Source organism: Acinetobacter gyllenbergii (genome assembly GCF_001682515.1).
Taxonomy (GTDB): Bacteria; Pseudomonadota; Gammaproteobacteria; order Pseudomonadales; family Moraxellaceae; genus Acinetobacter; species Acinetobacter gyllenbergii.
The window spans coordinates 541541-560919 of the sequence record NZ_KV575262.1 but is presented as its reverse complement, the minus strand read 5'-3'; the positions used below and the strand labels follow the sequence as shown (position 1 = coordinate 560919).

At 39.9% G+C, this 19379-nt stretch carries 17 protein-coding genes; 7 read left to right on the top strand and 10 right to left on the bottom strand.

Going from position 1 to position 19379, the window contains the following annotated elements:
• Positions 1-169: 169 nt before the first annotated feature.
• From cysD to NG55_RS08640, 3 genes are all read left to right on the top strand, one after another.
• A complete protein-coding gene (gene cysD, locus NG55_RS08650; protein WP_005243206.1) occupies positions 170-1078 on the top strand; it encodes a sulfate adenylyltransferase subunit CysD in 909 nt (302 codons plus the stop codon).
• Between the two features lie 46 nt (positions 1079-1124).
• Entirely contained in the window at positions 1125-2738 is a 1614-nt protein-coding gene (gene cysN / locus NG55_RS08645) for a sulfate adenylyltransferase subunit CysN (protein ID WP_016540523.1), read from the top strand.
• Between the two features lie 91 nt (positions 2739-2829).
• A complete protein-coding gene (locus tag NG55_RS08640; protein WP_016651797.1) occupies positions 2830-3177 on the top strand; it encodes a hypothetical protein in 348 nt (115 codons plus the stop codon).
• A gap of 70 nt (positions 3178-3247) precedes the next feature.
• Here NG55_RS08640 and NG55_RS08635 read toward each other — a convergent pair whose 3' ends face one another.
• On the bottom strand, positions 3248-4147 hold the full coding sequence (locus NG55_RS08635) for a DMT family transporter (RefSeq protein ID WP_065343017.1): 900 nt from the start codon (positions 4145-4147) through the stop codon (positions 3248-3250).
• A gap of 153 nt (positions 4148-4300) precedes the next feature.
• Complete coding sequence (locus NG55_RS08630) at positions 4301-4858, bottom strand: DUF2239 family protein (protein WP_171257953.1); 558 nt, start codon at positions 4856-4858, stop codon at positions 4301-4303.
• Positions 4859-5071: 213 nt separating this feature from the next.
• On the opposite strand from NG55_RS08630, the gene NG55_RS08625 reads away from it, so the two are divergent.
• Together NG55_RS08625 and NG55_RS08620 are read left to right on the top strand one after the other, a co-directional pair.
• A complete protein-coding gene (locus tag NG55_RS08625) occupies positions 5072-5587 on the top strand; it encodes a hypothetical protein (RefSeq protein WP_016540526.1) in 516 nt (171 codons plus the stop codon).
• A 63-nt stretch (positions 5588-5650) separates the two neighbouring features.
• Positions 5651-5914 carry a hypothetical protein gene (locus NG55_RS08620; protein WP_016540527.1) on the top strand — a complete coding sequence of 88 codons (264 nt, stop codon included), beginning with the start codon at positions 5651-5653 and terminating at the stop codon, positions 5912-5914.
• 40 nt (positions 5915-5954) lie between these two features.
• Here the strand turns inward: NG55_RS08620 and NG55_RS08615 are convergent, their stop codons facing one another.
• A complete protein-coding gene (locus NG55_RS08615) occupies positions 5955-7283 on the bottom strand; it encodes a polyamine export protein PaeA (protein ID WP_065343015.1) in 1329 nt (442 codons plus the stop codon).
• A 201-nt stretch (positions 7284-7484) separates the two neighbouring features.
• Positions 7485-8486 carry a LysR family transcriptional regulator gene (locus NG55_RS08610; RefSeq protein WP_004652708.1) on the bottom strand — a complete coding sequence of 334 codons (1002 nt, stop codon included), beginning with the start codon at positions 8484-8486 and terminating at the stop codon, positions 7485-7487.
• A 530-nt stretch (positions 8487-9016) separates the two neighbouring features.
• Here NG55_RS08610 and NG55_RS08605 point away from each other — a divergent pair.
• Entirely contained in the window at positions 9017-10621 is a 1605-nt protein-coding gene (locus NG55_RS08605) for an isocitrate lyase (protein ID WP_016540529.1), read from the top strand.
• A gap of 306 nt (positions 10622-10927) precedes the next feature.
• On the opposite strand, the gene NG55_RS08600 is transcribed toward NG55_RS08605, so the two are convergent.
• The 3 genes from NG55_RS08600 to NG55_RS08590 all read right to left on the bottom strand — a co-directional run bounded on the left by NG55_RS08600 (position 10928) and on the right by NG55_RS08590 (position 13510).
• Complete coding sequence (locus NG55_RS08600) at positions 10928-11554, bottom strand: superoxide dismutase (RefSeq protein WP_004652711.1); 627 nt, start codon at positions 11552-11554, stop codon at positions 10928-10930.
• A 226-nt stretch (positions 11555-11780) separates the two neighbouring features.
• The gene (locus tag NG55_RS08595) at positions 11781-12404 is read right to left on the bottom strand and encodes a superoxide dismutase (protein ID WP_065343014.1); all 624 of its coding nucleotides are present in this window, start codon (positions 12402-12404) and stop codon (positions 11781-11783) included.
• Positions 12405-12751: 347 nt separating this feature from the next.
• The gene (locus tag NG55_RS08590; protein ID WP_065343013.1) at positions 12752-13510 is read right to left on the bottom strand and encodes a Nif3-like dinuclear metal center hexameric protein; all 759 of its coding nucleotides are present in this window, start codon (positions 13508-13510) and stop codon (positions 12752-12754) included.
• A gap of 188 nt (positions 13511-13698) precedes the next feature.
• Between NG55_RS08590 and NG55_RS08585 the strand changes: the two genes are divergently transcribed.
• Positions 13699-14886, top strand: coding sequence for a trypsin-like peptidase domain-containing protein (locus NG55_RS08585; RefSeq protein WP_065343012.1), 1188 nt, complete (start codon positions 13699-13701; stop codon positions 14884-14886).
• 329 nt (positions 14887-15215) lie between these two features.
• Here NG55_RS08585 and NG55_RS08580 read toward each other — a convergent pair whose 3' ends face one another.
• The 3 genes from NG55_RS08580 to NG55_RS08570 all read right to left on the bottom strand — a co-directional run bounded on the left by NG55_RS08580 (position 15216) and on the right by NG55_RS08570 (position 19138).
• Positions 15216-16421 (bottom strand): MFS transporter, encoded by a 1206-nt coding sequence (locus NG55_RS08580; RefSeq protein WP_065343011.1) that lies wholly within the window; start codon positions 16419-16421, stop codon positions 15216-15218.
• Between the two features lie 150 nt (positions 16422-16571).
• Complete coding sequence (locus tag NG55_RS08575; protein WP_065343010.1) at positions 16572-17708, bottom strand: porin; 1137 nt, start codon at positions 17706-17708, stop codon at positions 16572-16574.
• A gap of 83 nt (positions 17709-17791) precedes the next feature.
• Positions 17792-19138, bottom strand: coding sequence for an MFS transporter (locus NG55_RS08570; protein ID WP_065343009.1), 1347 nt, complete (start codon positions 19136-19138; stop codon positions 17792-17794).
• Positions 19139-19379 lie beyond the last annotated feature (241 nt).

The following is a 19379-nucleotide window of genomic DNA, read 5'->3' as shown; positions in this document are numbered from 1 at the left end:
TTATAATGAATAACCTTTACTCAGTAGCAAATTCTACTGCAAGTAAGAATATCGATATCATGAAAAATTGGAGTTGTTATGGCACTCGTTCCTCCACACAGTCTTCAAAGTGGTGGTTTAATATCACTTATAGATTTTATGGATAGCATGGATAAGGAGGAAATTGTACATGACTGAAAATAGATTGACTCACCTCAAACAACTTGAGGCAGAAAGTATTCATATTATTCGTGAAGTTGCAGCTGAATTTGAAAACCCTGTGATGCTTTACTCAATTGGTAAAGATTCAGCGGTGATGCTGCACTTGGCATTAAAAGCATTCTATCCAGCAAAACTGCCATTCCCGCTACTGCATGTAGATACCGGTTGGAAGTTTAAAGACATGATTGCGTTCCGTGACAACATGGCGAAAACGCATGGCTTTGATTTGATCGTGCATCAAAATGTAGAAGGTCGTGAGGCTGGGATTAACCCGTTCGATCACGGCAGTTCAAAATATACCGATATCATGAAAACCCAAGGTTTAAAACAAGCCTTGGATAAGTATCAGTTTGATGCTGCTTTTGGTGGTGCACGTCGTGATGAAGAAAAATCTCGTGCCAAAGAACGTGTTTATTCTTTCCGTGATAATAAGCATCGTTGGGATCCTAAAAACCAGCGTCCAGAACTTTGGAATCTTTACAACGGTAAAGTGAACAAAGGCGAAAGTATTCGTGTATTCCCATTGTCGAACTGGACTGAGTTAGACATCTGGCAATATATCTACTTAGAGAATATTCAAATCGTTCCGCTTTATTTCTCTGCCGTTCGTCCTGTGGTAGAACGTAGTGGTACGTTGATCATGGTGGATGATGAACGTATGCGTTTAAAAGAGGGTGAAGTTCCACAAATGAAATCGGTACGTTTCCGTACGCTTGGCTGTTATCCGCTAACGGGTGCAGTTGAGTCTGAAGCAGATACCTTGCCTGAAATTATCCAAGAAATGCTTTTGGCCACGAGCTCAGAGCGTCAAGGTCGTATGATTGACCATGATGAGGCGGGCTCGATGGAAAAGAAAAAGCAAGAAGGTTATTTCTAAGCTGCTTGGCAAATTCGATTTCAAAAATTTTGTGGAGTTTTGAGCAATGTCTCATCAATCAGATCTTATTAGCCAAGACATCTTGGGCTATTTAAAACAACATGAGCAAAAAGATTTATTGCGCTTTTTGACTTGCGGTAACGTCGATGATGGTAAAAGTACCTTAATTGGTCGTTTACTTTATGATTCAAAATTGATTTATGAAGATCAATTGCAAGCGGTGACCCGTGACAGTAAGAAAGTGGGAACCACAGGTGATGCGCCTGACCTTGCCTTACTGGTCGATGGCTTGCAGGCTGAACGTGAGCAGGGCATTACCATTGATGTCGCTTATCGTTATTTCTCTACAGAAAAGCGTAAGTTCATCATTGCAGATACACCAGGACATGAACAATATACGCGTAACATGGCAACCGGTGCATCGACAGCTGATCTTGCGATTATCTTGATTGATGCGCGCTATGGTGTGCAAACACAAACGCGCCGTCACTCATTTATCGCAAGCTTGCTCGGTATTAAAAATATCGTGGTTGCGATTAACAAGATGGACTTGGTGGAATTCTCTGAAGCGCGTTTCAATGAAATCCAAGTTGAATATGATGCTTTCGTCAGCCAACTTGGTGATCGTCGTCCTGAAAATATTGTGTTCGTACCGATCTCGGCACTGAATGGCGATAACGTGGTGAATCCATCAGCAAGTACGCCGTGGTACAAGGGTCAAACCTTGATGAGCATTCTTGAATCAGTGGAAATTAAACGTGAATCAAATAAACATGAATTCCGTTTCCCTGTTCAATATGTGAATCGTCCAAACCTCGATTTCCGTGGTTTCGCGGGAACCATTGCGTTGGGTGAAATCAACGTTGGTGATGAAATTGTTGCTTTGCCATCTGGCAAAAAATCAACGGTGAAAGAAATCGTCACCTTTGATGGCAATCTTGAACAAGCTGTTGCTGGTCAAGCCGTGACGTTAACTTTAAACGATGAAATTGATATTTCTCGTGGTAACGTTTTGGTCCGTGCAGGCGAGCAACCTTTGATTTCACGTAGTGTACGTGCTTCAGTGGTGTGGATGAATGAACATCCGTTGGTGAAAGGTAAGCTGTACAACGTTAAAATTGGCACGCAAACTGTTCCAGCAAAAGTCACTGCAATTAACTTCCGTGTTAATGTGAATACGTTGGAACATACGCAAGTTGAAGAGCTTGAGTTGAATGCAATTGCGGATGTTGTGGTTGAGTTTGATGCGCCAGTGGTCTTCGATCAATATCAAGATAGCCGTTACACTGGTTCATTTATCTTTATTGACCGTCTCAGCAACGTGACTGTTGGTGCAGGTATGGTTGAAGCTGCAGTTGAATGGACGGCGCATAGCAATCCTGTGACTGCAGAAGATCGTGCGGCACGTTTAGGTCAAAAACCTGCGGTAATTGGTGTGTCTGCATCGTTGATCGAGAAAGCTCAAGCATTAGAAAGCTTATTGATTCAACAAGGTGTAGTTGCCATTGCAAAAGCAAATTTAACGGTTGAGCAGATTGCCTTGTTACGTGAAACGGGCGTTGTTATTATCACAACGACTGTGGATGGTACAGATACAGAGATTGCTGCTGAAACGGTTGAAGAAGCCGCTGAGAAAGTGGTGGAATTGGTTCGTCTTTAATCGACTGAATTGATTTTGAAAAACCCGCGTAAGCGGGTTTTTTGTTGTATCGTGTATACTCAATATTTTTATATAACTACATTTCTAATAAATGAAACTTGAAACCCTTAATAAAAATGCTGAATTCTATATCGCTTCACTAGCTCTGGGAGTTTTAGAGGGAATGCAGCAGGGTGTTATTTCTCCTGAAGCTGGAATATGGTCTTTAGCAAGGCCGAGCTTTTCTAATGAAGTATTAAAATCCACCATAATTTCTGACGATCTGAAATACGTAATAGCATGTTTTGATGAGATTGATGCTTTATCTAGCTTTGATGGTGGAGAGGTAAGGCAACAGCAAATGATTAATGAATTGAAAGAGAAATGTCTAAGATGTTTGAAGGTCATTGATTATAAAAATATTGATATGAAGATGACATCTTCAATAAATGATGAATAGAATTTTGTAGATCATGCTTTATTGTTTTGCATTTTAGTAAAAGGTAAAAATGAGTTCTTCTCGATCAGCTCTATAAGCTATCTTTCGTATGGTCCAAGGTCTGAGAGCGATTTATTTTTGTGGCCTTTCTATACACTAAATAAACCCCACTCAATATTGCGATAATTCCAACATAGTCAAACCCAGAGAGTTGAGTGCTAAAAATAATAAAGTCGAGTACTAAGGTCACAAGCGGTACAAGATAGAATAAGCTGGTTGTATTCACCAGATTGCCTGATTGTAATAATTTATAAAAAATGAGTTGAGCAATAACAGAAACAATAATGCCTTGATATAAAACAGGAATCCAAAAGCCCCAATTCATCTCAAAATTAAATGATTGAAAAGGAATGATAAAAATAATGAAAATCAAAGAAATGGCATATTGTAGTGGTAAAACATGCCATGGTTTTTCAGAAATTTTTCTTTGTAGAATCACACCTGTCGTAATACATGCTAGGCACATAATTGAAGCAAGCGTTGCCCATAAAGATAATTTATTGATAAACATATTATTATAAACCAAACAAATGATTCCAAAAAAACTAAGCAGTAGCCCTATAAGCTTAACTTTGGAAAAACTTTTCTCAGTTATAAAAAAGGTCAAAATAGGCTGTAATGCAAGGATGGTGGAAAGGAGGCCTGGGGAAATTCCAAATTCAAGCGATAAAAAATAAAACAGGGTATAACCTGTAATTAAGAAGCAACCGGTAAGAATGACATATTTAAAAGAGGTATTTTGTGGATAAAAAGGCTGTTTTGAAATTGCACAAAAGAATAAAATTAACGCTGTAGCAATTAAAAAGCGGAAAAACAGGAAGGGGATTGCTGCACCATGATGAAGTCCCCATTTGGTAAAAATTGCAGCACTTCCCCAGAGCAAAACAAATAGACCAATATAAAGGAAATTTTCATTCTTAAGTTTGGCCATTGAACTTGTCCTTTTTATATCTCTATTTTTAGATCTTTGAATAGAATTTTTATATGACGACTAAATAATGATTGTCATTAAATGTTTGTAAAATGCTCTACCATTTGAAATGAGTAGAGCAAGTTATTTTAACAGATGATAAAAAGAATGCATTTAGAAAATATGACGTGTTTTGAAAACTAAATATTCTTTTATATCTTTAGGATAATCTTTAATTAATTTTAAGAAAACCTCTTGATCCCCCTGATATAAAGCACGGGTTGCTTCTTCATAATTTGGCATATTGCCTAACATCGCAGACATAAAACGGTCAGTGGCTTGTTTGGCAAGCATGATATTACTTTCAGAATTAGGATCATTCAGCTCTTTATCAATCAACTTGCGGATCACAGCCGATGCGCTGGCACTTTGTTGATCTAACCAATCCCAATGCTTCTTCTGTAAAGTGATTTCACGAGAAATAACCCCAAGTTTAGGCCTTCCAACTCGTTTAGTTGGCTCAGGTTCGCTATAGCGTTGTAATAACTCTTGTTCAGAACCAGAAAGGTCAAGATCAATTTGTTGACCTGTTTGATCATTAAAAATCAAAATATTTTCATTTGCCTGAGAAAGATGTCTGATCTTGATCGCAAGCTCAGTCGGCTGGCCAGTTGCGACCAGTGTACTGCCATTAAATGCAGTGTAGGTGGTTTGAGTATTCATATTAACAATATATTTTTATCTGGGTAAAATAATATTATCAGGGTAAAATGTATTTGGCAAATAAATAAACAATAATTCAAAAAAGATCTGATTTCATAAACCTGAATTCTAGAGTAAGTGCCACAAATACAGTAAAGACGGCAAACCATTTTAAATTTTTATTCTGCTTTAATATTGCTTTTATGAGACAATACTTTTTTATTTTTGTGTATTAGGACTCCCATGATTGAGCAATCTCCTGAATCTTTAAGCGATATCGAAATTTTAGACATTTTACAGTCTATGAAAAAAGATAAGCTGGATACGGAAGCAAATGAGATGATCCGTAGTGGGGGTAAAGCTGGTCGCCAAGAAGCACATAAACAGGCTTTGGTTGCACTCAGTACAAGCTTTGAAGAAAAATTTGTCGAAGCAGTGACACTGGCATTGGGCTTGAATGCAGGTCAGGCAAAAAAGATCCGTTATAAAAAAGACCGTATTCGTATTCTCAAAGTGCGTGGTATTGATTATTTAGCAATTGATGGTGCTGAAACGGCTCAGGTATTAGCACAAGTTGCACAAGCCATCGGCCGTGAAGATGCGACAGTTACACACGATTTGCATAATATTTTCCCATTCTGGAAAGAAGGCTGGCCGATGGTTCAGTTTGATAATGCTTATAAAATCCTAGCAGAAGATATTGGTATTCATTATCAAGCCGTACTTGATGAGTTGATTTCATTGTATGGTGGAAATTAAGCGATTCTAAATATCCTGCTCTGATGTGGTTTCCAATAGAAAATAACAAGGATTGTTAATTTTATGACCTTAGCACCGAAGATTCCGCCAGAAGCGCTCAATGTGCTTAGAGCAGGGCAATTGATTGATGCCATTAAGATCACGCGAGAAAAAACAGGTTTAGGTCTCAAGGAATCTAAAGACTTAATTGATCAGTATCTGCAAGATCATCCACAAGAACAGGCACAGATCCAAGAGCAATTGGTACAGCGCAGTCGTGGTGGAATTAAAGTCTTGGTTTTGATCTTCTTGATTTTGGCTGCTCTGATCTGGTTTGCCATGAAATAAAAAAAGCCCATTGTTGGGCTTTTTTTATGAACTGTTCAGCTTAGTCTTCTTGCGTCGCAGATGTGTCATTTTCTAGACTAGGGGTAATTTGTGTGACCAGCAATTGGTCAATTTTATAGTGGTCGATATCGACTACTTCAAATTTAAAACCAGCATATTCAACTGCATCAGCAGGGCGCGGGATCTTGCGCAGACGATACATGATAAAGCCAGCAATGGTTTCGTAATTTTCATTTTCTGGGAATTCTTCAATTGCCAGCGCATGTTTTACATCTTCAATTGGAGTACTGCCATCAATCAGCCATGAATGATTATCACGTTTAATGATTTGTTGCTCTTCATCCATCGGGGTCACCCAGTCGCCCATCACCGTGATCATAATATCACTGAGGGTAATCACACCGACCACTAAGGCATATTCATTGATTACCACTGCAAACTTCTCTTTGGTTGAACGAAAACGGTCAAGAAGTTCTGATAGCGTAAGGCTGTCTGGGATAATTAAAACGTTACGGATAATCGATTCATTCAGTTGCGTAAAGGACTGATTATTTAAAATACGGACTAAAATATCTTTGGCATCGACATAGCCAATAACTTGGTCGATATGTTCATTACAAATTAAGAATTTTGAATAAGGATGATCAGCCAGCTTTTGGCGAATACTATGCTCAGCTTCATTCAAAGTGAAATAAACAATGTTTTCTCGTGCTGTCATACTGGATGGCACGGTACGCTCTTCAAGCTCAAATACATTTTCAATGAAATGATGTTCTTGTTTTTGTAAGACACCTGCTTGCGCACCTGCATTTACGATGGCAGAAATATCATCAAAGGTCATGCTGTCGTCGCGCTTGGTATCAATTTTAAAAATTCTAAAAATTGAATTGGCAATGATGTTAATAACCCATGCTAATGGTCTACAGATTTTAATGAAAATGGTAATGGGATTGATAACTTTAATTGCCAGTTTTTCTGGGAAGATCATTGCCAAGCGTTTTGGCATTAAGTCAGCAAATAAGATAAACAGGGAGGTAACGGTTAAAAAAGATAAACTAAATCCAATCGTGTCTGCCCAAGGTCCTGGATAAAGTTCAGTTGCCAAGTTGTGGAAGTAAGGACGTAATGAGGATTCACCGACAATACCGCCCAAGATCGCAACAGCATTAACACCCACTTGGGTTGATGCAAAAAAGTCTGCTGAGTTTTCTTGTAACTCAATGACTTTATTTGCACGTTCTTCGCCACTTTCGGCAATGAGTTTCAGTTTGAGTTTTCGTGATCCAGCAATCGCGATTTCAGATAAGGATAAAAAGAATGAACATGCGACTAGAATTACTAGAATCATCATGCTTTGGAAAATATCCATACATCACCTTTGTTGGTAGGACACAGCCTATACGTTCGCTTATGCAAATAATTGTCGGTTAGGCATTATTTCACTCGCTTATTCTTTAAGAGAATATAATCTATCAATAAGTAAAAGAAATAAGTTTTTATTGATATTATTATTAAAACAATCAGCCACACCTAAGATATGGCTGAAATTTCATCTAGCTAATTCGCTCAATTAAAAAAAGCTATGCGGTAATTGTGAATTGCCATTATTCAACAAATACTCGCGGTTTTCTTCCTCGATCATTTGACGTGCAACAAAAAGAATTAATTGTCTGAGCCAACGATGCGCAGGATGATGGTGTAATAATGGACACCAAGCCATTTTTAATTCAAATTCTGGAATATAGAACGGTGGATCCTTTATAACCAGTCGTGGATTCTGAGTTTGCAAACGCGCCATACGGGTTGGTAAGGTTGCGATTAAATCTACATTTTGCGCCAGTAGTGCTGGCATTTGATAATGGCGGGTAAAGACCGAAATTTTGCGACGTTGGCCAATACGTTCCAAAGCCTGATCGATCCAGCCTAGACCTGCTTGTTTCTCAGGATTGACACCAAAGCCTACACCCATACCCGTTTTAGACACCCAAATATGTTGTGCATCTAAATAGCTTTTTAAATTAAGGTGAGTTACTGCAGGATGTTTGTCGTTCAGAATGCAGCTAAAACTATCGCGCCATACTAAAACTTGATGGAAGCTTTGCGGGATTTCATTGAAGCGGTTAATGGCTAGGTCAACTTTGCCTTGCTCCATATCGCGATAAGACACATCACTAGGCGTCAGAAAGTCTAAAACGACATTCGGTGCTTCTGAGCGTAATGCTTTCACTAAGCGTGGAACAAGTGTGGCTTCAGCATAATCGGATGTCATAATCCGGAACACACGATTACTGGTATAAGGACGGAATTCGGTACGTGGCTCAAGAATCATTGAAAGGTCTGACAATGCATCTCGAATACGCGGTTGTAATTCTAATGCACGTTCAGTTGGCGTCATGCCTTCAGAAGAGCGAATGAGTAGGGGATCATTAAACAAATTACGTAATCGACGTAAAATATTACTCATTGCAGGTTGGGTAACACCCAATTGCTCCGCTGCACGGGTGACATTTTTTTCACGAAGAAGTACATCAAGATAAATTAATAAATTGAGATCGACCCGCTCCAGATTCATAAAAAAAATACCGAAAATAAAATCCTTGAATTGCCTTGAATTATGACATATCCAAAGGGATTTGTGTAACTTAATCCTACATAAAAGCAACAGCGACAATGCTTATGCTGCAACTTGGCACATTCTGTTGATTTATTTAATTTAGCCAGTTTCTTGGAGGGGATCTACTGGGTGTAAATTAGACAAAAGCGCAGAAAAAAATTGGCATTTTTTAGGGTTTGAATCGTCAAAATCTAGGTTTTTATGAACTGATGAGTCTAGAAAATAGGTCTAAAATTTGATGATTAGCTTAAGTTGTGTATTTTGTAAAGTTAATAAAAACAAATATTTATATGGTGTTTTTTGCATTTTTGAAAAATGGTTATGCATATATTTTTTTAGAAAATACTGAAGATTAAGCCAGAATATTGGATAAATCGCTTGCCAAAGACTAAGCTTTGAGACATGTTGATGGGGCGCTTGAAATCTAGACTAACTAAAATCAGGATTTCCTAGCCCTCATTCGATGCCAATCCTCAAAGGAATATATCATGACTACATATCAAACAGCGATTGATGCAATCCGCGAATTAAAAGCAAAATTTGGCAACACTTGGGCAGATATTAGTCCTGAAGATGCTGCTCGTATGCAATTGCAAAACCGTTTCAAAACTGGTTTAGACATTGCTAAATATACAGCTGCGATTATGCGTCGTGATATGGCTGCTTATGATGCTGATTCTAGCAAATATACTCAATCATTGGGTTGCTGGCACGGTTTTATCGCGCAACAAAAAATGATCGCGAATAAAAAATACTTTGGTACAACTGAACGTCGTTATATCTACCTTTCTGGTTGGATGGTTGCTGCACTTCGTTCAGAATTTGGTCCACTTCCTGACCAATCTATGCACGAAAAAACATCTGTTCCAGCATTGATCGAAGAAATCTACACATTCTTACGTCAAGCTGATGCGAAAGAATTAAACGATTTATTCCGCGCACTTAAAAAAGCAAACGAAGCGGGTGATACGGCTAAAGCTGCTGAAATCACTGCTCAAATCGACAACTTTGAAACTCACGTTGTGCCAATTATTGCGGACATCGATGCTGGTTTCGGTAACGAAGAAGCAACTTACTTGCTTGCTAAGAAAATGATCGAAGCGGGTGCTTGTGCACTTCAAATCGAAAACCAAGTTTCTGATGCGAAACAATGTGGTCACCAAGCTGGTAAAGTAACTGTTCCACACGAAGATTTCATCGCTAAAATCCATGCATTACGTTATGCATTCTTAGAAATGGGTCTTGATGACGGTATCATCGTTGCGCGTACTGACTCTGAAGGCGCTGACTTGACTCAAAAAATCCCAGTGGTTAAAGAGCCAGGCGACATCGCTTCTCAATACATCAGCTACTTAGATACAACTGAAATCGACATCGCTGATGCCCAAGAAGACGAAATCCTAATCAAACGTGATGGTAAATTACATCGTCCTAAGCGTTTAGCTTCTGGCTTGTATCAGTTCCGTGCTGACACTCAAATTGACCGTGTTGTACTTGACTGTGTATCTAGCCTTCAAAATGGTGCTGACCTTCTTTGGATCGAAACTGCGACTCCAAACGTAGAAGAAATTGCTCACATGGTTAACCGTGTACGTGAAACAGTTCCAAATGCGAAGCTTGTTTATAACAACAGCCCATCATTCAACTGGACTTTAAACTTCCGTCAACAAGCTTACGACCGTTGGGTTGCTGAAGGTAAAGACGTTTCTGCTTACGACCGTGCTAAATTAATGAGCGCTGAGTACGATGCGACTGAATTAGCGGCTGATGCTGATGCTAAGATCCGTACTTTCCAAGCTGATGCTGCTCGTGAAGCGGGTGTGTTCCATCACTTGATCACACTTCCGACTTACCACACTGCTGCGCTTTCTACTCATGAACTTGCACAAGGTTACTTCGGTTCTGAGGGTATGTTGGCTTATGTTGCTGGCGTACAACGTAAAGAAATCCGTGGTGGTATCGCTTGTGTTAAACACCAAGCAATGGCGGGTTCTGACATCGGTGATGATCACAAAGAAATCTTCTCTGGTGACAACGCTCTTAAAGCGCACGATGATGCTAAAAACACAATGAACCAATTCGCTGCTCACTAAGCACTGAACTGATTCAAAAGAAAACCCTGCGAAAGCAGGGTTTTTTTATTGCTTAAAAATTTGATGTATTGTGGTGATTTAGAGCTAGTGCTAGGGGTGGCTGAATTTAAGTTTATTATTAGGGCGGGGGCTTTTTCGAGCTGAGATAAGAGGGCGGCTTTTAAAACAATTGAACGGTGTGAGTATCAATTAAACTTAAGTTTTTCATTCTAATTGTAGTCAGGTTGGTTTGCTCTGATGGATGCTAAATCGCATCGCAAAAAAAACTGCTCATCAAGAGCAGTTTTTTATTCAAGAAATAATCAATTATTTCTCAACACCTGCTGGTTGACCTGCAAGTTTTGCATTTGCATAGTCCCAGTTTACTAGGCTTTCTAAGAAAGTAGCGATGTATTTTGGACGTAAGTTACGGAAGTCGATGTAGTAAGCATGTTCCCAAACGTCGATGGTTAATACTGCAACTTGACCATGAGCAAGTGGCGTATCTGCATTGGCAGTTTTAGTAATCGATAATTTACCGTTTACTTCATCAGCAACTAACCAAGCCCAACCTGAACCGAATTGAGTTGTTGCAGCAGCAGTGAATTCTTCTGCAAATTTTTCGTAGCTACCAAAAGCTTCTTCGATTTTAGCTGCAATCGCACCTGTTGGCTTACCACCACCATTTGGTTTCATGCTGTTCCAGTAGAATGTATGGTTCCATACTTGCGCAGCATTGTTAAAGATACCTGCTTTAGATGCATCGCCAGCAGATGCTTTGATGATTTCTTCTAAAGTTTTACCTTCAAGGTCAGTACCTTTGATTAAGTTGTTTAAGTTAACAACATAAGTATTGTGGTGTTTATCGTGATGGTATTCTAAAGTTTCGCGAGTGATGTGTGGTGCTAAATCATCATAGCCATATGGAAGTGCAGGTAAAGTAATGGTTGTCATGTTTCATTCCTTGCAAATTTGCTGGGTTTTACATTAAGTGCCTTTATTGTAAATGATTCTATAGACAATAGGGCAGTCTTTTAATACACAAAATATGCAAAAAATTTCTTTATGAGACATATACCATACAACAATGATTAGAGTTTTTAGCTGAGTTGGTGAACGTTGCAAAAAACTCTAACTTATTTTTGTAGAGATGCTGATTTAACTTGGACTACTATGAAAATTACTGAGTTTTGGCTTGTAATGCATCATGATAACGACGATTGACTTCATCCCAATCAACCACATTATAAAAGGCAGCAATATATTCAGGACGACGGTTTTGATATTTTAAGTAGTAGGCATGTTCCCATACATCTAAACCTAAAATAGGGGTATTACCATGCATCAAGGGCGAGTCTTGATTGCCGCTACTTTCGACCACTAATTTGTGTTCAGGTGTGACACTTAGCCATGCCCAACCACTGCCAAAACGACTAATCGCTGCCTTGGTGAATGCATCTTTAAATGCATCGAAACCACCCAGTTGTTGATCAATTGCTTCAGCAACAGCTCCTGTTGGTTGTCCACCCCCTTCTGGGCTCATGATCGTCCAAAAAAGTGAATGATTGGCGTGTCCGCCACCATTGTTAATCACCATATTTTTAAGACCAGCAGGGACGTCATTCACTTTGGCAACCAATTCTTCTACAGGGAGTTTTTCCCATTCTGTTCCTTCAATTGCACCATTGATATTATTGATGTAGGTCTGATGATGTTTGCTATGGTGAATTTCCATGGTTTTGGTATCAATATTGGGTTCAAGTGCATCGTAAGCATAAGGAAGCGCTGGTAAAGAATAGGCCATGTGTTTGATTCCTTTTAATCAAAATGATTTTATTGGCATAAGTTAAAGCGCCTTCATTATTTATTTAAAAGCAAATGAGAATCAATATCTTTTAATTTGCTTTTATCTATATAAAAAGGGATAAAAAATAAATTTTATTTATCATTGCTTTTATTAGGTCTTGAATTGGCTGAGCAATACGAACAAGTCTTTGATTCTTAGTCTATTAAAAGTAGACAGAGGTATTGCAGTGAGAAATACTTGATTATTTCAATCACTCAAGTTGCACAGGTATTGGTTTAAACATTGAGTTGAAATACAAGGGGAAGGAGTGAAACGAACTTCACTCCATTCAACATTGGATCGAGTTAAATCGGGTTGTTGAGCTCAAAATACTCAGTTTCGATTGAAAATTGTTGGGCAATGGCTTGTGCCAAACGCTGCACGCCATAACGTTCAGTGGCATGGTGACCACAGGCGAAATAATGTACCCCCAGTTCTTTTGCCTCATAGAAGGTACGTTCGCTGACTTCACCAGAAATATAAGCATCACAATCTGCTTGAGCTGCTTTGGCGATAAAGTCTTGCGCACCACCTGTGCAGAAGCCTACTTTTTTGATTAGCGTTTTATCACTCGGCAGATGAATCACATTAAAGTCAAAAATGCTCTGTAACTTCGCTTTAAATTGTTCAGGATTCAGGGAATCGCCTAAATAGGCGATATTACCGATTGGGTGTTTTTCGCTTGGATCTAATGCTTCTAGATCGTGTAGACCAATCAAATCGGCAATAGCGATGTTATTGCCTAAAGTTGGATGTGCATCCAAAGGTAAATGATAGGCAATCAGGGAAATATTATTTTGAATCAGTTTCTTGATACGATTGCCGCGCATTCCTGTAATTGGGTAGGGTTCACCTTTCCAAAAATAGCCATGATGAACCAATAAGGCATCTGCTTGTTGGGCAATTGCAGCATCAATCGCATCTTCAGATGCAGTCACAGCACATACAATTTTATTGACTTCGGGCTTGCCTTCGATTTGTAAGCCGTTTGGTGCATAGTCTTTAAATTCATTGGCTTTTAAAGTCTGGTTACACCATTGCACAAGGTCATGCAAATTTGCCATGTGATTCCTCAATTTTTTTACATCTTTTCTCAGCAACCATAAGAACATATTTTTAAATGTAACTAAAGCTAGACAAAACTTTTTTAACTTTTGCATTGATTTTAAGCAATTTACTTTACAATAGTGGAAACTTCCAGTTCTTCAATAAATTACGTTCATCACATAATTTCGCCTAGAGGATAATAGACGTGCGCCGTGCATTTACATGGTTACCTTGGGTATTACTCATTCTTGTTATTTTTAGTTTTCTGGCTTGGCAGAAATCACATCAACCGAAGCCAACAGTGGCTGCTGACGGGGTGAAAATGCCCGCAGAAAAGGTTGAGCCACTGATTGATACCACGCGTGCGGGTGGGGTGGTTTCATATAGTGCTGCGGTGAAAGTGGCAGCGCCTGCTGTGGTCAATATTTTTACCACGCAAAAAGTGAAACAGATGAATCATCCATTGCTGAATGATCCTGTGTTTCGTGAATTTTTCGGCAATCAAATGCCGCAGCAACCTCAAAATGAAAACAGTTTGGGTTCAGGCGTAATTGTACGTGCGGATGGTTATATTTTAACCAATAATCATGTGATTGCACAGGCTGAACATATTGTTGTGGCTTTACAAGATGGACGCCGTGCTGAAGCGACCGTGATAGGAACTGATCCAGACACCGATTTGGCGGTAATCAAAATTGAATTGGACAAATTACCAGTGTTGCCATTTAAGCTCAGTGGCAATGAAGTGGGTGATGTTGTGCTTGCGATTGGTAACCCATTTGGTGTTGGTCAAACCGTAACGCAGGGGATTATCTCCGCAACTGGACGTTCGGATTTGGGTATTAATACCTATGAAGATTTTATTCAAACGGATGCTGCAATTAACCCAGGTAACTCGGGTGGTGCATTGATTGATGTTGCGGGTAATTTGATAGGGGTCAATACGGCTATCTTCTCGCAATCTGGTGGCTCCCTTGGGATTGGTTTTGCGATACCAGCCAAAGTGTGTCAGCAAGTTCTTAATTCAATCTTGAAAGATGGGCGTGTGGTACGTGGCTGGTTAGGGATTAGCTTAATTCCAAATAACCTTGATGAAGATGTTTTGACCGCTAAACCGATTGGTGTCACTGTTGCCGATGTCTTACGTGGCGGACCATCTGATTCTGCAGGTATTAAGCGTGGTGATAAAATTATTCAAGTGAATAATGAGCAGATTTCCTCAGCATCGCATTTGATCAATTATGTTGCGTTACAAGCACCAGAAAGTTTAATTGATGTGGTGATTGAGCGTGAAGGTAAACAGCAAACTTTACAGGTTAAAGTTGGAGAGCGTAAAGTGCAACAGAATGCACAATCGCAATATATTCCATTGCCTAAGCGTCAACAACAGTAATGTCGTATGGATGATAAATAAAGGCTGCCGATGCGCAGCCTTTATTTATTTGAAGGCATAAAAAAAGCTTGTTGACCAGTTGATCAACAAGCTTTTTGCATTTTATCGAATTTTTTATTTTTTATTAAAGCATCGAAATTTGATGGTTTGATGACAGAGCTTTGATGTTTATATGACAATGATAAAGCACGAGCTGTCTGCTTCAATGCGCACAAAATGCTTGATTGAAGTACTCAAATAAATCAGGGGTTTGAAACCAGATTAAGATCGAAAGACTCATCAAGCACAGAAGCGTGACAAACAATACCCACTTAAAATGACGTTCTATATTAGTCATGAATCACAGCCACTTCATTCACGAAAAGATGGATAACCACACCAAAAGCACTCAGTACTAAACAGGCAAGCCAGATCATATTGTAGTTGCCTGCAATATCATGATTGACCCCACCGAGCCAGCCGCCAAAGAATGAGCCGATTTGATGGGTAAAGAACACAATACCACTGAGCATGGATAAATATTTGACCCCAAACATATTGGCCACAATCCCATTAGTGAGCGGGACCGTTGACAGCCAGAGTAGTCCCATAATGATCCCAAAACTATAAACGGTCAATGTACTGAGTGGGAGTAAGAGAAAAGCAATAATGGCAATGCCACGTAAACCATAAAGCAACATCAGCAATCTTGGTTTTGAGTAGCGATCACCTAACCAACCAGCACCATAGGTGCCCACAATATTAAATAGACCGACCAGTGCTAGAAATATCGTACCTGTTGTGGCATCAAAGCCATGATCAATTAAATAACCAGGTAGGTGTACCCCTAAAAATACCACTTGGAAACCACAGACCAGAAAGCCGAGGGATAACCACCAAAACGGTTTGTGTTTTCTTGCGATGTGTAAAACTTGTTTAAAGCTAAGGCTGGGTTGATTCAGCGCTTTCGGTGCTGTAGAAGAAGGGGATTTCAATAACCAAGCCAAGGGAACAATGAATGCAATAGCAAAGGCACTCACCAGTAAAGCAGAAGACCAACCGATGGTTTTAAGAAGTAACAGAGTTGAAGGCAGCATAATAAACTGGCCAAAGGAACCCGCAGCACTGGCAATCCCCATCACCATACTGCGTTTCTCTGGTGGCGCAGCGCGACCAACTGCAGAAAGCAATACTGTAAAAGAGGTCGCAGATAGGGCAAGTCCAATCACGAGCCCTAAGCTGAGGTTAAGTAATAGTCCCGTAGAGCTAAATGCCATAAGGACTAATCCAATAGCATAGAGTACGCCCCCCGCCATCACGACTTTCTTAGTACCGTACTTGTCAGCAATCGCACCGGTAAAGGGTTGTGCTGCCCCCCAGATCAGGTTTTGCATGGCAATCGCAAAACTAAAAATATGATGGCCCCAACCAAAACTATCGCTCATGGGCACCAGATATAAACCAAAGCCATGGCGTACACCCAAGGAAAGTGCAAGAATCAGCGCACTTCCGATCAGCATATAGACCAATTGTTTGGAAAATTGAGCGTTTGACATTGTTGTTGTAATCTTGGAATAAGTGAAAAGTATTCTAAAATACTTCGACCAATATTTCGATTCTAATCAAAAATAATTGTACTTCAATGCTCAACAATATAAGCGGAACAATAGAATATTGACCGCTTATATTGAAAATCTAAATTGTGTTTAGAACTTCAATTCCAAACCGAGCCCGACAACGGGTTGCTTGTCTTTTTTATCTGCTTGTTCAAGTGTTAAATAACCTGCATAACCATAACTTTTCACCTGCTTATTAAAGGTATAGTCAGCCCCAAGCATGATTTGCTTGGCTTTAAAATCAGCTGTGTTATTTTTAAAACGGGTATCATTCTGGTTATATTGTGCTTTGAGCATCCATTTTTTTGCGCTTGGAAGAATATATTCGGCACCCACTAACCAGCCTTGAGCATCATCAATATTATTGGCTTTTGTGGCCCATTTTGTTGCTTCAGCGGGGTCTGCATAGTTGCTTTCTTCAATATCGGAACGTTGATACAAGCTTTTAATCGCCAAGCCTTCAATCGGATTTAAACGTCCGATGGCACGTATGGTATTTGCTGCGGCAAAAGCTTGTGTGTCGGCTGTATAAGCCTGTCCTGTGGCAACATTGAGAAAACCACGTCCTGCAAAAGTGCTCGGAATGGCTTTGTCATAGCCAAGTCCTGCGACAAAAAATGGATGTTCATAAACCAGACTGGCAGACCATGCATCGCCTAAGCCACGACCAGCAACTTTTGCACCACCACTCGAACTTTTAATTCCAGAGGATTCTCCACTGGCGAGCAAAGCATTGAGTTTAATCACACCTTTCGAGAGGCGAATGGCTGGCGACTCATAGAGCACAACATTATCAATTCGATTTTCTCCAGTCAGAATACCGCCGATATCTGCTTTATTGGCCACATAATTGTTGAAAATATCAACCGTACTTGAGAGCTGTTTAACTGGGGTATCATGTTTCCCCACTTTGAGCGTACCGAATTGACTATCCTTTAAGCCGACAAAGCGGTTTCGTTGTGTCCAGTCTGTTCCATCACCATCAGCACTCAATCCCCATTCAATTGCATAGACCGCACTTAGGCGCTCAGTCAGTTTCTCATCTCCTTTAAGACCGAGATAGGAACTATTGGAGCTCACTTCCCAGACATCTTTATCCGAACGATGAGCATTTTTTTCTGGTAAATAATCGATACTTGCATCAATTTCCCCATAAAGTGTAGGTGCTGCAAAAGTAGTCGTGGTTAAGCATCCAAGCATGGCAAAGCCAAGAAGATTCAATTTCATATTGAGACCCCTGAAAAATGGTGTTGAAGTATTTAATTTGGAAATCGTGTGGGAGGGTTTATCCCACACAAAACGTGTTGTGATTACGCGAGAGAGTTACGTTCTAATACAGCTTGCTCGAACAATTGTTGTTCTTTGGCTTTATGTTCGACAGAGAAGCGAATAAGGATGACACTGAATGCGGCTACGGTCACCAACGCACCTAAAATCATCAGGCAGGTTTGTACATCCAGTAAACCTTTGAGTAAGAAGCCTGCAGCAACAGCACCGACATTACCGCCTGCACCAATGATACCAGCAACACCACCTAGAGCATTGCGATCAATAAATGGCACAAGCGCATAAGTTGCACCACAAGACATATGGGTAAACAAGGCAAAAACGGTCATGCTGATAATTGCAAGTGCGACAGTATTCATCTGAGAAAAAAGTATGAGGAATAAGCCTTCACATAGGATCATGATAAACAATACTTTTGTTCGGCCATCTAAACCTTTTGATATTGCAACTTTATCTGAAAGATAACCACCTAATGCGCGGGCAAACAGGGCGAGCAGACCAAAAATACCTGCAGTTAAGCCGGCTTCCTTTAACCCCATATTGAAGTGATCGACATAGTACATTGCGGCGATGTTATGAATAAAAATTTCGATACCGAAACACGCGGCATAAGAGACAAATAAAATCCAAACGCGATAATTACGTGCAGCTTGCATTAAAATCGCAACACCGCCTTTTTTGCCAGCACCAACTTCGATACCTTGTTCACGAAGCTCTTTAAAGTTTCCTTGAGGGCAATCTTGAGTGAGTTTCCAGTACAGTACGCCAACGATTAGCATCATGATGCCTGGCACAAGTAATGCAATTCTCCAACCCATCGTTTGTTCAACACCAAACATGACAATCGCACCTAAGATAAGCGGCATAATTGCTTGAGTCGCACCACCACCCGCATTGCCCCAACCCGCTGAAGCTGCATTGGCTGTACCCACAACATTGGGTGCAAACATTACACTGGTATGGTATTGGGTAATGACAAAGCTTGCACCAATTGCACCAATCAATAAGCGGAAGAACAGGAAGGATTCATAGGTATTGGCCGCAGCAACACCGAATACGGGAATACTGCCGAGCAGTAAAAGTGCGGTATAGGTTTTGCGTGGACCATATTTATCACACAATGGGCCAACAATGAGGCGAATTAAAATAGTAATCGCAACCGCAGCAATGTTGATATTGGCGATTTGGTCTTTGGTTAAATTGAACTCGCCTTTGATGACTGGCATGAGGGGAGCACAGGCAAACCATGCGAAGAAACAGACAAAGAATGCCAGCCATGTCATATGGAAGGCACGCATGGCAGGCGTAGAAAAGCTAAATAATTTTATTTCTGTGGCTTTTTTTGCATCAATATTCATTGGTGAAGACATAACTTTCTCCTGAACTGCACGTCATTTATTTTGCTTAGTCATTACGCTGATTAAGCAAATCGAACAGAACGGACGTCGTTGGCCGTCATCAAATATGTTTATGAATCGTCGTTGATTCCATGTGTTTGATATATAGCAAGTGCCGTGCCAGAAAAATAAATTAACCAAATGAATAATTTAAAATGTTAATCATCAAGGTGTTTATGCGTAGATTAAGTTAATTAACAACATTGTGATTGAT